We start from the raw sequence: 14,497 nt of genomic DNA on the forward strand, positions 1-14,497 counted from the left end.
CGCTTGGGTCACTGCCCGATTACGGTGCGCACCAATTTGGAACCTGCACCGCAAGCGGGCACGGTAGTGGTGAGGGCAGGTCAGGGGCGAACCAATTCAGCGCACAGCGTTCACGCCTTGGTGGTCAAACCCGGCTGCGGTACTATTTACAGCTATTGAAATTGGTTTTCGTAGTGGAGAATTGCGCTTGGCAGCGGAAAAATTGCAACAGTTACTCGATGAACTGCAACAACAAGGGGCAGTTATCACCAGTGACCTGCGGGACGCATTGGAAGTGGCCCTGGGGAAATTGCCTCTGGTGAGCCAGCGGGAATTTGATGTCCAGGCCGCCAAGCTCGCCCGTGCGGAAGAAAAACTCGCACAGATGGAGACCCAGGTGCGCGAGCTGGAAAACAAGCTCGGCGACTGAATACCAGCGGGTCCACCGCAGGACCCAGAAAAGATCACGGAAGACAATTTTCAGGGAAGAAAATGAGCCTATCCATAGCCTATGCCCGCGCCCAACTGGGAGTGCAGGCGCCACTGGTGACCGTTGAGACCCATCTGGCCAACGGATTACCCGCCTTCAATATTGTTGGCCTGCCGGAAGCCGCGGTACGTGAAAGCCGCGACCGGGTGCGCAGCGCCATCGTCAACAGTCACTTTGAATTCCCCCAGCGGCGCATCACCGTCAATCTGGCCCCGGCAGACCTGCCCAAGGCCGGTGGCCGCTACGACCTGGCCATCGCCCTCGGCGTACTCGCCGCTTCCGGCCAGATTCCCGGGGAAACCCTCGAGCAGTTTGAATTTATTGGCGAGCTGGCGCTTTCGGGCAGCCTGCGCCCCATTCCCGGCGCCCTGCCCGCGGCCATCGCCTGTGGCGACAGCGGACGCACCCTGGTGATCGCGTCCGAGTCCGCCGCCGAGGCGGCGCTGATCAAGGCGCCAGTAAAAGCCGCGTCCAGCCTGTTGCAGGTGTGCGCCCAGCTACACGGGCGCGAACCGCTGCCCGACGCCCTGGTGGACGATACCCAGGAGGAAGTGCTCTGTGCCGATCTGGCGGACGTGCGCGGCCAGCTCAAGGCACGGCGGGCGCTGGAGGTCGCCGCCGCAGGCAGCCACAATCTGCTTTTTTACGGTCCACCGGGAACAGGAAAAACCATGCTCGCCAGCCGCCTGCCGGGCATACTGCCACCACTGACCGAGCGCGAGCTGATTGAAGTGGCGGCCCTCTATTCCAGCGCCGGACTCAGCCGCATTCGCCAGCGCCCGTTTCGCGCGCCCCACCATTCCGCCTCCCCCACCGCACTGGTGGGTGGGGGTAGCAACCCTCGCCCAGGGGAAATCAGCCTGGCCCATCGCGGTGTGCTGTTTCTCGATGAAATGCCGGAGTTCCCGCGCTCGGCGCTGGAGATTTTGCGGGAACCACTGGAAAACGGTGAGGTGCGCATTTCCCGCGCGCGCGCCCAGGTCACCTTCCCTGCAGACTTCCAGCTGGTCGCGGCAATGAACCCCTGCCCCTGTGGCTATCTCGGCGAAGCACGCTGCCGTTGCACGCCCGATCAGATCGACCGCTACCGCAATAAACTCTCCGGCCCGCTATTGGATCGCATTGATATGCAGGTGGAAGTGGCAAGTATGAGCGCGGCACAGTTGCAGGAAGCCCCGGCCGGGGAGAAGTCAGCGGTGGTGCGGGAGCGGGTGCGCAACGCGCGGGAAATCCAGCTGCAGCGCCAGGGAAAAATCAACGGCGAGCTGCAGGGCAGAGAACTGGATGAACACTGCCGGCTGGGTAAAACAGAAAGCGCTTTGCTGCGTGCGTCGGTGGAAAAACTCGGTCTGTCTGCGCGCAGCTATCACCGGGTGTTGAAAGTGGCGCGCACCCTGGCGGATCTGAATCAGCAGCAAGAGATTGGCACCGGGCAGATCGCCGAAGCGCTGGCCTACCGCAATCTGGATCGTAAAACTATCGTGCCGGCCTAATCAAACGACTTGTAGGAGCCTGCTTGCGACCGCCATGGATGGCGGGAATACAGATTTTGCAGGAGCGAAAAACGGTCAGGTGAACTGTCTGGAACACTTTCATAATCGCCTGCAAGGCAAGCTCCTACAGTGGGTTTCTCAGGCGATAGAGCACGTGCTCCTGCATGGAGTGTCCCTCCGGTAGCCCCGGATGCTGAAACCGTTCGCCCTGAACCATTCCCAGTTTTTCCATTACTGCACGAGAACGGACATTTCCGGGCACGGTAAAGGAAACAATTTCATCTAACCCCAATTGTTCGAACGCAACCTGCAAGCTCGCGTTGGCTGCTTCGCTGGCATAGCCTTTCCCCCATGCGGAGCTAGCCAACCGCCAGCCAATTTCCACCGCTGGTGCAAACGGCATATCGCCGGTAACATTCTTGATTCCGACAAAGCCTATAAACCGTTTGTCAGAGAGCATCTCTACCGCCCAGAACCCCCAGCCGTATCGATTGATATGTGCGATCTGCCGGTCGATACCCGCGTCGCTCTCTTCTCGGCTCAACAGTGCCGGAAAAAATTCCATCACTGCAGAATCGGCATTCATTGCGGCAAAAAGCTCGCGGTCGTCATCGCACCATTGACGTAACTGCAGGCGTGCAGTTCTTGGTTCAATCACCTTGACCATTCACACCTCCTAAGCGCTCATATCTTCATTCTGGTGCACAGGGGCCACCATGTAATGGCAGATTTCCAGACTCGGCTCAGGTTCCGGGTATTCACAGGTGCGAAAACCTAGGCTTTGATACAGCTCTTGAGCCCCAGCGTTAGATTTGAGTACAAACAATGACGCACGGGTGAGCCCCAGCTGGCGAGAGCCCTCAGCAACCAATTTTACGACCAATTGCGCACCCAGCCCTTGTCGACGGTTCCTCGGAGACACGATCAGGCGCGCCAGGTGGCAACAATCCAGACGCTTGTAGTACTGCCCAAACGCTAGCATCAGCCCGTCATCGTCTCGTAGTACATAAGTCGGCATATCCTGCCACCGGCAATCACGAGAGAACGTCTGTTGATTAAATGGGTATTGAAACCAGCTTCCAGCCCAGACTCGGCAGGCCTGTTCGCTATCGATCCACGCCATCAGCTCCGGCATATCGCTTTGCTGGAAAGGGCTCAATGTGGTTTTCATCGGCTCACCAAATCACACTATCTATTGTTTACCCGCACCAACCACCGATCCAGCTGATCCGCAAACGCCTTGCGCTCCTGCTGCCCCAGCGGCGGTGGCCCGCCGGTGTGCACACCACTGGAGCGCAGGGTCTCCATAAAGTCACGCATATTCAGGCGCGCGCGAATATTGGCTTTGGAGTACTTTTCACCGCGGGGATTGAGCGCGGTGGCGCCCTTGTCGATCACCTCTGACGCGAGGGGAATATCCGCGGTGATGATCAGGTCCCCTTCGCTGCAGCGCTGAACGATCTCGTTGTCGGCAACGTCGAAGCCGGAGGAGACCTGTAGGGCGCGAATAAACTTCGATGGGGGTACCCGCACAGGCTGGTTGGCAACGAGGGTCAATTCGGTTTCGGTGCGTTCGGCGGCGCGGAACAGGATTTCTTTGATGACGGTGGGGCAGGCATCGGCATCCACCCAGATTTTTGGCATTAATCGGATTCTCTTGATACTGAGGGTGGCTGGTGGTCGGCGGGCGCGCCCTGGTCACACTTTTTGCATTCGAGCTCAAAACCCAGCATTTCCCGGCGACCCTCCACCGTGGTCACCCAGGGGCGGTTTTGCCAGGGTGGATCGTGGCGCACGTGCTGGTTGTGACCGCAGGCCAGCTGCGCCACCCAGTGGTGTTCTTCATCCCGATGATAACCGGTAATGGCCTGCCGCATGGGGTAGAGTCTCCTGTTTTGCGCGCGCTGATCGACGGTGCAGTCAATATTATCCCACAGCGCGACGCAGCCAATTTATGTTCCGGCTGATAGAATCCGCCCTTCGTCCTTTTCCGTCTCTTCCACTGCAGTTGTACCCATGACCAAACTCAATCCGCGCCAGGCGGAAGCAGTCAAATACATCGATGGTCCCTGCCTGGTACTGGCCGGCGCCGGCTCCGGCAAGACCAGCGTAATCACACGGAAAATCGCCTATCTGATCGAACAGTGCGGCTATCAGGCACGAAATATCGCGGCCCTGACGTTTACCAACAAGGCCGCGCGGGAAATGAAAGAGCGGGTCGGCAAGCTGATCACCGGCCCCGACGGCAAAAAATCCAAGGCCTCCCACGGTCTCACCGTGTCCACCTTCCACAACCTGGGCCTGAACATCCTTCGCAAGGAATACCGCGCCGCCGGCTTCAAGCCCGGCTTCTCGATCTTCGACTCGGAAGACGCCCGTGGTCTGATCAAGGAGCTGATGCTGCGCGACGGCGATCTGGACACCGACCTGCTGGACCGGGTGCAGAATCAGATCTCCGACTGGAAGAACGATATGCTGCCCCCGAAGAAGGCCCTGGAAACCGCCCAGAGCCCGGGAGAGCAGGCCATGGCCGTGGCCTACGGGCGCTACTGCGACGCCCTCAAGGCCTACAACTCCGTCGACTTCGACGACCTGATCATGATCCCGGTGCAACTGTTCGACACCGACCCTGAACTGCTGCAGCGCTGGCGCCGCAAGATCCGCTATCTGCTGGTGGACGAGTACCAGGACACCAACAGCTCCCAGTACCTGCTGGTGAAAATGCTGGTGGGCAGCGGCGGCGGCCTCACCGTGGTGGGGGACGACGACCAGTCCATCTACGCCTGGCGCGGTGCGCGCCCGGAGAATATGAGCCAGCTGAAGCAGGATTACCCCAACCTGCGCCTGATCAAGCTGGAACAGAACTACCGCTCCACCAGCCGTATCCTCAAGGTGGCGAACCACCTGATCGCCCACAACCCCCACGAATTCGACAAGGCCCTGTGGTCCGATCGCGGCCTCGGCGACGAGATCCGCGTGCTCAAGGTGGCCAATGAGAACGAGGAAGCCGAGCGCGTCGCCAACGAAATCTTCCTGCAGAAGGCCCGCCGCGGCTGCCAGTTCAAGGACTTCGCCGTGCTCTACCGGGGCAACCACCAGGCGCGCCTGATCGAGATGAAACTGCAGGAAAACCAGATCCCCTACCAGCTCTCCGGCGGCACCAGCTTCTTCGCCCGCGCCGAGATCAAGGACGTGATGTCCTACCTGCGCCTGCTGGTCAACCCGGACGACGACAACGCCTTCCTGCGTATCATCAACACCCCGCGCCGACAGATCGGCACCAGCAGCCTGGAGGCGCTGGGCAACTACGCCAAGGGCCGCGAGATCTCCATGTTGAGCGCCTGTTCGGAACTCGGCTTCAGGGAGCACATTACCGAAGCGGGCTACGAGCGCCTCAACCGCTTCGCCCACTGGCTGGAAGGCGTGGCGCGCAACTGCCGCGACAATAGCCCGGAGTCCGCACTGCGGGAAATGCTCGACGATATCGACTACGCTGGCTGGCTGTCCCAGAACGCCAGCAGTGAGAAGGTCGCCGAGAAGCGCATGGAAAACGTTTACTGGCTGCTCGACAGCCTGATGAAAACCATGGAAGGCACCGACGACGAGCTGGAGCAGGATGTGCGCCTGGAACAGGCCATCTCCAAACTGATCCTGCGCGACATGCTCGACCGCCAGGAAGAAGAAGAAGCTACCGACAAGGTCAGCCTGATGACCCTGCACGCGTCCAAGGGTCTGGAATACCCCCATGTATTCATGATCGGCATGGAAGAAAACCTGCTGCCGCATCGCAACAGCATCGAAGACGACAATATCGAGGAAGAGCGCCGCCTCACCTACGTAGGCATCACCCGCGCCCAGAAGACCCTGACCATGACCCTGGCGGGCAAGCGCAAGATGTTCGGTGAAAACCAGGACACCACCCCCAGCCGCTTTCTCGAAGAGCTGCCGGAGGAGGACTGTATCTTTGAAGGGTTTGGCAAGGCGAGTCCGGAGCAGAATCAGGCCAAGGGGGCGGAGACGCTGGGGTCGTTGCTCAGCATGTTTGATTGACCGGGCAAATACCCACTACTGCCCGGCCATTTTCCATGATCCGTGTCACTGAGAGATCACCACCAGATCGCTCGTCTCTGGATCCAATTCAGCAACAAAGTTTGGATTATTGGCAATTGCAAACAACCGACCATCCACCCCGATCAATGCAGATAGACTATTTTGACTGAAATAAAAATCGCCATCGGGAAAGAACTTATTCTCAGATTTCAGTAAATCGAGGTCGATTTCGTAATATCGATCCCACTCAAATCTGGCGGTGAGCATCAACTTGTTGCGCACTGGATCATAGGACATGGCCGTCGCGCCAGGAAACGTTTGCCCTTCGAAATCACTCAACAGCAACTCCCGGTCGCCAGTTTCGAGATCAATTCTGTATAGCACTGCAGGATCGCCACCACTCCACTTGAGACCATAGGCATAACCTGCCTCAAAGTCCGACGCCAGGGCGCCAATGTCTTGTATCTCGTTCCCCGCCTCGTCTGAAAGAAGCGCTCGATTTCCCGTCATCAAATCAAGAGTGAGCACGCGGTTCCCATCCAGTAAAACTGCTTTGGTGCCGGCTGGATTAACTTCGATCCCCGTTGGACTAGTAATCGCCTCACAGCAACCAACTAACTCACTCGCAACAACAGTTCGATTACCCGAGATTGGATCAACTTTTTTAATCGAAGTATCGCCTTGATCGACAACGTAAATATCACCGCTGGCAGAGGTCGCAAGATGAATAAGCTGGGAGAAAGCAGGTCCCGAACCACGCTCTGGGCCAGACAATATCTGGCGATCACCGCTCTCCAAATCCACACCCATCAGCTTACCAGCGCCCATCGACCAGGGCGACGACGAGAAAGTCAGCAGCCGGTTATTTACGCTATCGTAGGCCAGTGCGTTATCGACTCTATCCCCCGATAAGGGCGGCCCCTCTCCACGGAACTCAGAGGAAACCTGGGAAACCTCTCCAGAATCCAGGTCAATCGTATACAAATGATCGGTACTTTCGCTGAGCACATACGCGAGATTGCCTAGATGGTCTATCTCAAGGCTTGCCGACTCCAAGTCCAACGAACTATCGCCATTCACGGACATATCAAAGATTTTGTCTATTTCTCCGCTGGCGAGATCAATTCGGTACAGGTGTTTGACCCAGTCCTGCGCCAGCTCAGACTTAGCAATGATGTATATATATGGCTGTGTGGGGTGTGAAGCAGCAGCGATGATGCGGGTGATCTTGTGTTCAGAAACGTACAGGTCCCTAAACAAGATTCGATCTCCAGTAGATGGATCCACTTTCAATAGCGGCGTACTGACCTCGCCAAAGCTGACTATATAGGTCAGCAAATAGATATCCTGGTCGTTGACCAGAACCTGAGACCAATTTCCGACACCCAGCCCGGTGCCCCTCACCGCCCCAGAAATGTGCTCCGTTACACCCGAGGCCGGATCCAACGCATAGATTTCACCGAGGTTATCCCAGTAGATTTTTCCAGATGCCTCATCCACTTCCAGGCCCTTGGCATATTCAACATTGACCAAAAATTCCCGGAGAATTTCGCCACTCTCTGGTGAAATTTCTACGATTTCATCGTCTATCCGCGCATACCAGTGGCTGCGCGTTGTATCGAAAACCATTTCCGATACAGTCTTGGGTGTATTTTCGTACGGGTGAAAGCTGAAGGTGCTCAGGTCAATCCGACTGGGATTAGGCCCGGCAAACAGCCTATTCCCCTGAACATCAATCGCCATTGATCCCGTGGCCCGATACCCGTGATAGGCATTAATTTTTAGCGGCGCCAGCTCTGCTGTATTTCCGTCCACATCAACGACTGAGACTTCAAACTCGGAAAAAGGCTGAGCTACCGCTACCTGCAATTGCCAATTGGCAAACTGGTCTTCCGTGTCAGCAAGCTCGCCGTTGATATAGACGGCCTCAATACCTCGGTTGTCCGACGCCACCCCCCGAATGATTACATTGGGCCGGTACACCCAAGTATCTTGCAGGACGGGAAACAGAATCGAGACCTCGGGGGTCACTTCGTCAGACCGGGTCACAACGTCAAACTGGTCGCTTATCCCGCCCACCGTAAGAGTAGCAACCGTGAGAGATTCCAAGTCTTCTGACGACTTGACCCGTATTCTGACCTCATCGTTTGTAGTGACTTGTCCTTCACCTTCGGTAAATTCACCGCTGTTAATGGAGTATTGCCCGCCTTCGACGGCGATACTTGAGGGTGAATCAATTCCGGTAATGACGACGGGTTGCGAGGTGATCAGGGTGTCGGTGGGGGCATTATCAACATCGATAATGGTAAATGTATCCGGCGTTGTATCTGGATTAGATTCTGGCAAGCTAGCCCCACTGGATCCCGAGCCTCCGCCACTACAGCCAACCAGACACAACGAGGCAATCGCAACCCAAGCCCAATTTTCAAGTTTCATTCTTATTCTCATTAAGTCATGGGCGATCAACGTGCCGCCCTTCTAGAGCAAGCTCGCACACTCCCAAGGGGTCTCACAGCGACGCTCGACGAACCACCGGTCACAAAAAAGCCGCTCAGTGAGCGGCTTTTTCGGCGAATAAGCAGTCGCTTACTTGCTGCCTTCCACCATATGGTCAACGGCAGCCTTCACCTCATCGTCAGAACAGGTCATACACAGACCTTTTGCCGGCATGGCGTTGAAGCCATTGATCGCGTGGGTGTAGAGCGTGTCCATACCTTTTGCTACGCGTGGACCCCAGGCACCGGCATCACCCATTTTCGGCGCACCAGCAGCACCTGTTGCGTGACAGGCCGCACAGTGGGCGCTGTATACGTCGCTGCCGCTGCGGGCTCCACCAGATGAGGCGGCCGCTGCGGGCGCTGCCGCTGCACACTCGTCACCCTTCATGCAGGTCTCGCCTGCCGGCGCGATGCGCTCTGCAATCTCTTCGTCTACAGAAGACTGGGCCACAGCTACTGCCGCGCCAGCCGCTACGGCCAGCGCCGCGATAAAACTCAAAACACCTTTCATCCATTCCCCCTAAAGGCCCAAGCCGGCCCGTAGATTCCGGCGAATTCGCCATAAACCTCTTCTGAACAGCCGCGCATTATAAGCATAGCGCCCGCCTCTGCGAAGGCCCGTGCACCATAACTGGACCAATCCCCCAATTTCCTTTGCCCTGCCACAGCCCTTCTGTATAATCCGCCTCCGCGTCGGGGTTCTCTAAGCCCTTGATTTGGCGCAGATTCCGCCCCTAGCTCAGCTGGGTGAGGCAAGCGCTTGCAAGGCATCGCCTTGCGCGCAGCCGAACGACACCCATCTATGATGGGTGGCCGGTCCCGAGCAAAGCGAGGGGAGCGTCGCCGGAAGCCGCAGGCTTCCCGCCCTGACTCAGGCACGACGCGAATTCAAAATCAGAGTTTTCCGCCCCTAGCTCAGCTGGATAGAGCGTCGCCCTCCGGAGGCGAAGGTCAGAGGTTCGAATCCTCTGGGGCGGGCCATATAAAAGAAAGGCCACCCAACGGGTAATGCTGTTCACTTAAGCATTGCAGCCTAAGGTGGGGCCCCGGAAAATCCGGTTTCCAGATCAGGAAACCGGATTTTTTTGTGTCTCTTCAGCAGTCTCTCTTCGATATTGATGCCCTCCAGTCCTTCTGTGACCTGAGTACCTTCACCCAGAACATTCCCGTTGAATGGGTGGATTCCGCTCTGCAGTTATCCTCGCAAGCCACTATTCGCCGCCGTCGACTTCCCGCCGATCAGGTACTCTGGCTCGTGCTGGGCATGGCCCTGTTCAGGAATGAACCGGTCTCAGAAGTTGCCCGCAGGCTCAACATCTGTGCTCAGGGGCTCGCGAACGATAGCCTGTTGGCGCCAAGCGGGGTATCAAAGGCGCGACAGCGTCTTGGTGCTAACCCCGTTCAGTGGCTATTTCAACGTACCGGGGTGCACTGGGGGCATGAGCGTTACCCAGAAGATGAATGGCAAGGATTGCAAGTTCTCGCTGTCGATGGCGCGCTGTTGCGCACTCAAGATACTCCTGAGCTGCGAGATCATTTTGGCTCCGGTAACACGAGCACAAACCGGCAAACTCCGTACCCTCTTATGCGCCTGGTTGCTCTAATGAACGTACGTTCACATGTACTTCTGAATGCAGAGCTAAGCCCTTACCGACGCAGCGAAATACGCCTGGCCGATGAGTTTATGAATCAGGTGCCGGAAGCCTCCGTAACCCTGTTTGATAAGGGTTTTTGGAGTGCAGACCTTTTGCTGCGGTGGGCGGATCAGAACACGCAACGCCACTGGCTGATCCCCGAGCGCAAAGGCCTGGTCAGTGAGACAGTGGAGGTCTACAACAAAAATGATCGACTACTGCGAATGAAGGTCTCCCCCCAGGCTCGGAAGCGCAATCCGGCCCTTCCCGAGTACTGGGAAGTTCGAGCAGTGAGCTACAAGCATAATGGCAAAAACAAAACGGTATTTACCTCGCTACCGGCAGATACTTACGGCACTAAAGCCGTCGCGAAGCTCTACCAAGAGCGCTGGGAAATCGAAATCGGCTTCCGTGACATCAAAAGTTCCATGCAGCACAACGCCGTCACCCTACGTAGCAAGACCGTGGAACTGGTTTATCAGGAAGTGTGGGGGCTACTGTTGGCGTACAACGTGATACGTCGAGAGGCAAGCCAGGCAGCGGTCGCTCACGGGGGAAACCCAGCCAGGATACGCTTTAAGTTCGCATGCCAGTATATTGCTGCGCAGCTGATTGTCATGGCCGCGGCTCAGCCATTATCAAGGACTGGAGCGCGCTTATCGGAGCTTAGGGCGGGGATTGGGAACCTGTTTTTAGAGGACCGTCCTCGGCCTTCTAGGCCGAGGACGGTAAAGATCAGCAAAACCCGCTATCCGGTGAATCGTCGTGCTGCTCCGCTTAAGTGAACAGCATTACACCCAACGGGTGGCCTTTCTTTTATATAGTCCCAATTCCCAGGTTCGACTCGCAGGCGCACAGCGCCGGAGAGCAGCGAGCCCAAAGAGCGAAGCTAATCCTCTCGGGTGCCACTTCTTTATACTGTCCCAAGCCCCAAGGTTTTGCCCAATTCCCAGGTTCGACTGTCAGGCGCACAGCGCCGAAGAGCAGCGAGACAAGAGGGCGAAGCTAATCCTCCCGCTCACTGATCCTTTCAACACTCAGATTCCAAATAGCACAAATCTCCCCAAGTTCATCCAGTGCCCTAGCTGCACAATCATCCCCTATCGTTACCGCGACACATTGTGTACAGACCACAACTTTCTCACAGCCCGCAAGCGCCGATAGCCGTTCATAAAAAATTGCCTCTTCCTCTCTACAGCGGAAAACCGGTGCGGACAGTTCAACATTCAAAACTCACCCCCTTCTCCACTACCACCAGCTCCACTTACTCAAAATTAAGCTTCTCAATATACTCTTTCAGTACACGCGCGTGATTATGTTCTTCATCCTTGGCACCGTAGAGCAGTACCAGCGGCTCACCGGAAACTTCTTCCAATTGCGCTTTGACTTCGTCTTTATTCTGTTTTAATTCAGAGAGATATTTTTTCCGAAAGCTTCCCCATTTCTCGGGATCGTGGTCGAACCACTGCCGGAGTTCATCGCTGGGCGCCAGGCTCTTCCAGTGATCATCCAGATTCGCCTCCTCCTTGGAGATCCCACGCGGCCACAAGCGGTCTACCAGGACGCGATAGCCCCCGGTAGTCCCGTCTTCGTATATGCGACACGTTTCAATCTGCATTCTTTCGGCCTCCTCAGCGTATCGACTCCCCTACACGGCGTTGTAGCCTTTCAATGCGCTTACGGCCACCTGACTGCAGTGGTAGTCGACAAGCTGTTCAGTGGTTTTCTCATCACGCCGGTCAAGCAGACTGAAGATACGGCTTATTTAAAGTCGATGTGGATATATCCCCGTCTGCGCACACGGTTATCCACAATCAAGTTCCCCACAGTTTCCCGGGGTAGACCTGTGAATATCTGCTGGATATCTCTCACCAGCCCAACGGGGTCGTCGCCATGGGCGCGGCGATCAAAATAACGCCAGCCAGCTATCGTCCGGCAAAAGGCTGTTGCGAACGAATGTCATAGTTCGGTCACAGCCTCGACGCATTTGCTCTCTAACATCCGGCTTTTTGCATAGACCATCAACGCTGGAGTCACCATGAATCATCTTTTCCGGGGGAAATTTCCCGTTTCCATCCTCGCTACCCTGATCGCGGCCTCTGCCGCGCCTGCAGTGGCGCAGACCGCGCCGGAAGACATCGAGGAAGTGATTGTCACCGCGCAAAAGCGCTCCCAGTCCATCGTGGACGTGCCGGTAACCATCAGCAGCCTGGATGGGGATACCCTGGAAGCGCTGGGTATCGACCGCTTCGACACCCTGTCGGATATGGTGCCCGGCCTGGTGGTGCAGCAGCAGAGCGTCAACAACAACGGCTATGTGATCCGCGGTCTCACCTCGGACGACGGCAGCGCGCCAGGTGCCGCGCGGGTTTCGGTGTACCTGAACGGCACCGATGTGTCGCGCTCCCGCGCCTCCTACTTTGAGGTGTACGACATGGAGCGTATCGAGGTGGTGAAGGGCCCTCAGGCCACCCTGTTCGGCACCGCGGCCTCCATCGGCGCCATGAGTTTTATCACCGCAAAGCCCCAGCAGGAATTCGCCTCGTCCCTGACGGTGGCAGCGGGCAACTTCGACATGCAGAAAGTCGAGGGCATGGTGACCGGCGGTAATGACACGGTCCAGGGGCGCGTGGCCTTTACCAGCCGCGAGCGCGCCGGGTACGTGAAAAATACCAGCGACGAGGCAGATCTGAATGGCTATGAACGCCAGGCGTTTCGCCCGAGCCTGCGCATCACCCCCAGCGACGATCTGACCATTGACCTGGTCTACAACCACGATGAAGCCACCGATCCCGGTACTGCGTTTGTCAGCCGCGAGCTGCTGTTCACCGACAACGCCGCCCTCAGTGTGCCGGACAATAACGTACTGGGCATGAACGACGTGGGTGTGGACCGCACCGTAAGCGATTTCAATGCGACGGTCAGCTGGGACCTGAACGACCAGCTCGCGCTCACCTATATCGGCGCACAGCGCGATTACGACTCTCTGGAAGCCTTCGACGCTGACGGCACCGGGTTTGAGATGCTGAACTTTTCCGAAGACGCCACCGGTGACCAGACCAGCCACGAACTGCGCCTGAATTTCAGCGGTGACAAGATCAACGGCTTTGTCGGCGCCAGCTATTTCGCAGAAAGCGCGCAGCAATCGGTGGGTTACGCCAGTGACGAAGGCACCTTCCTGAGCTGTTCCGGCGGTCTCGCCGCGGCTGGCATTGCCGGCTGCAACGCCGATACTACCGCCCTGCTCACTGGTGGCGCAGTATCTGAGCTGCTGTATGAAAGCGAGTTCACCAACACCGCCGACAACAGCAACCTCAACCTGTTCGCGGACGTCGCCTATCAGATCAGCCCGCGTCTCGAGGCCACCGCCGGCGTACGACTGGTGCAGGAAGAGCGCGAGTCCGGTTATGTCAGCACCCTGCCCAATTCCATGCTGCTCGCAGCTCTGGGCATCGACAGCGACCTTTTCTTCGGCCTGCTGCCCAACACCGATGGCATCCTCATTCAGGGGGATACCGACAACTCCGCCGTGCTGCCGCGCTTCAACCTGCTCTACAGCGTCAGCGACAACATGAATGTTTACGGCACCGTATCCCGCGGCGAGCGCTCTGAAATTGTGGATATGTCCTCCGGTAGCGAAAGCATTCTGCCTTCAGAGGAGATCGACAACTACGAGCTGGGTATCAAGGGGCGCCTGGGCGATACACCACTGGATTACACCCTGGCGGCTTTCTACCAGAATTACGAAAATTTCCAGGTCAACGTGGTGGATCAGGAAAGCGGCCAGAGCCGCACGGAAAATGCGGGCTCCGCGACCAACACCGGTCTGGAAGCGGAACTGCGCTGGTACCCCACCGATCAGCTGCAGGTCCTGGCCAACGCCGCGTGGATTGATGCGGGTATTGATGACGATTCCGGCAACGGGACCTATGCGGGCAACCAGTTCCGCCTGCAGCCGGAGCTGACCGCCGCACTGGGTTACGTGTATGAAAGACCGATCAATAGCGCACTGCTGTTCACCAGCAGCGGCAACTGGAGTTATCGCTCTTCCGTCTACTTCGATATCGCCAATCAGTACGAAGAAGATGCAGTGGATCTGCTGAGTCTGCGCGCGGGCATTGCCGCCAGTGATCGCAACTGGGCACTTACGCTGGCGGCCAGCAATCTGCTGGACGAGGAGTACATCATGGACGCGGGTAATACCGGCGGCGCCTTCGGCTTCCCCACCTACATCGAGGGTGCACCCCGTATGGTCAGTGTGGAATTCAACAAGCGTTTCGGCGCATTCTGATTCCCTGTCTGGCGGAGTCCAGACGCCAGACCACAAAAAAGCCAGCACCCCGGTGCTGGCTT

The 14,497-nt window shown here is 57.3% G+C and carries 12 protein-coding genes and 1 tRNA gene; 6 read left to right on the plus strand and 7 right to left on the minus strand.

Annotated elements, in window-relative coordinates; all coding sequences use genetic code 11:
- Positions 1-187: 187 nt before the first annotated feature.
- Positions 188-409, plus strand: coding sequence for an accessory factor UbiK family protein (locus tag LRR79_RS02440; protein WP_231758832.1), 222 nt, complete (start codon positions 188-190; stop codon positions 407-409).
- A gap of 62 nt (positions 410-471) precedes the next feature.
- Positions 472-1,962, plus strand: coding sequence for a YifB family Mg chelatase-like AAA ATPase (locus LRR79_RS02445; protein ID WP_231758833.1), 1,491 nt, complete (start codon positions 472-474; stop codon positions 1,960-1,962).
- A gap of 124 nt (positions 1,963-2,086) precedes the next feature.
- On the opposite strand, the gene LRR79_RS02450 is transcribed toward LRR79_RS02445, so the two are convergent.
- The 4 genes from LRR79_RS02450 to LRR79_RS02465 are packed head-to-tail and all read right to left on the minus strand — an operon-like array spanning position 2,087 to position 3,839.
- Positions 2,087-2,629 carry a GNAT family N-acetyltransferase gene (locus LRR79_RS02450; RefSeq protein ID WP_231758834.1) on the minus strand — a complete coding sequence of 181 codons (543 nt, stop codon included), beginning with the start codon at positions 2,627-2,629 and terminating at the stop codon, positions 2,087-2,089.
- A 9-nt stretch (positions 2,630-2,638) separates the two neighbouring features.
- A complete protein-coding gene (locus tag LRR79_RS02455) occupies positions 2,639-3,133 on the minus strand; it encodes a GNAT family N-acetyltransferase (protein ID WP_231758835.1) in 495 nt (164 codons plus the stop codon).
- 17 nt (positions 3,134-3,150) lie between these two features.
- The gene (locus tag LRR79_RS02460; RefSeq protein ID WP_231758836.1) at positions 3,151-3,606 is read right to left on the minus strand and encodes a YaiI/YqxD family protein; all 456 of its coding nucleotides are present in this window, start codon (positions 3,604-3,606) and stop codon (positions 3,151-3,153) included.
- Positions 3,606-3,839, minus strand: coding sequence for a DUF3565 domain-containing protein (locus tag LRR79_RS02465; RefSeq protein WP_231758837.1), 234 nt, complete (start codon positions 3,837-3,839; stop codon positions 3,606-3,608). The genes LRR79_RS02460 and LRR79_RS02465 overlap by 1 nt, the downstream gene beginning before the upstream one ends.
- A gap of 139 nt (positions 3,840-3,978) precedes the next feature.
- Here LRR79_RS02465 and rep point away from each other — a divergent pair, with 139 nt between their 5' ends.
- On the plus strand, positions 3,979-6,012 hold the full coding sequence (rep, locus tag LRR79_RS02470; protein WP_231758838.1) for a DNA helicase Rep: 2,034 nt from the start codon (positions 3,979-3,981) through the stop codon (positions 6,010-6,012).
- A gap of 45 nt (positions 6,013-6,057) precedes the next feature.
- On the opposite strand, the gene LRR79_RS02475 is transcribed toward rep, so the two are convergent.
- Together LRR79_RS02475 and LRR79_RS02480 are read right to left on the minus strand one after the other, a co-directional pair.
- Complete coding sequence (locus LRR79_RS02475; protein ID WP_231758839.1) at positions 6,058-8,448, minus strand: NHL repeat-containing protein; 2,391 nt, start codon at positions 8,446-8,448, stop codon at positions 6,058-6,060.
- A gap of 150 nt (positions 8,449-8,598) precedes the next feature.
- Positions 8,599-9,021, minus strand: a complete 423-nt coding sequence (locus tag LRR79_RS02480) for a c-type cytochrome (RefSeq protein ID WP_043319775.1) — start codon at positions 9,019-9,021, stop codon at positions 8,599-8,601.
- Positions 9,022-9,414: 393 nt separating this feature from the next.
- On the opposite strand from LRR79_RS02480, the gene LRR79_RS02485 reads away from it, so the two are divergent.
- Together LRR79_RS02485 and LRR79_RS02490 are read left to right on the plus strand one after the other, a co-directional pair.
- Positions 9,415-9,491: transfer RNA gene (locus LRR79_RS02485), tRNA-Arg, on the plus strand.
- Positions 9,492-9,624: 133 nt separating this feature from the next.
- Complete coding sequence (locus LRR79_RS02490; RefSeq protein WP_407665236.1) at positions 9,625-10,929, plus strand: IS4 family transposase; 1,305 nt, start codon at positions 9,625-9,627, stop codon at positions 10,927-10,929.
- 479 nt (positions 10,930-11,408) lie between these two features.
- Here the strand turns inward: LRR79_RS02490 and LRR79_RS02495 are convergent, their stop codons facing one another.
- Positions 11,409-11,762 (minus strand): DUF488 domain-containing protein, encoded by a 354-nt coding sequence (locus LRR79_RS02495; RefSeq protein WP_231758841.1) that lies wholly within the window; start codon positions 11,760-11,762, stop codon positions 11,409-11,411.
- Positions 11,763-12,182: 420 nt separating this feature from the next.
- On the opposite strand from LRR79_RS02495, the gene LRR79_RS02500 reads away from it, so the two are divergent.
- A complete protein-coding gene (locus LRR79_RS02500; protein WP_231758842.1) occupies positions 12,183-14,435 on the plus strand; it encodes a TonB-dependent receptor in 2,253 nt (750 codons plus the stop codon).
- Positions 14,436-14,497 lie beyond the last annotated feature (62 nt).

It is taken from the genome of Microbulbifer elongatus (genome assembly GCF_021165935.1).
Taxonomy (GTDB): Bacteria; Pseudomonadota; Gammaproteobacteria; order Pseudomonadales; family Cellvibrionaceae; genus Microbulbifer; species Microbulbifer elongatus.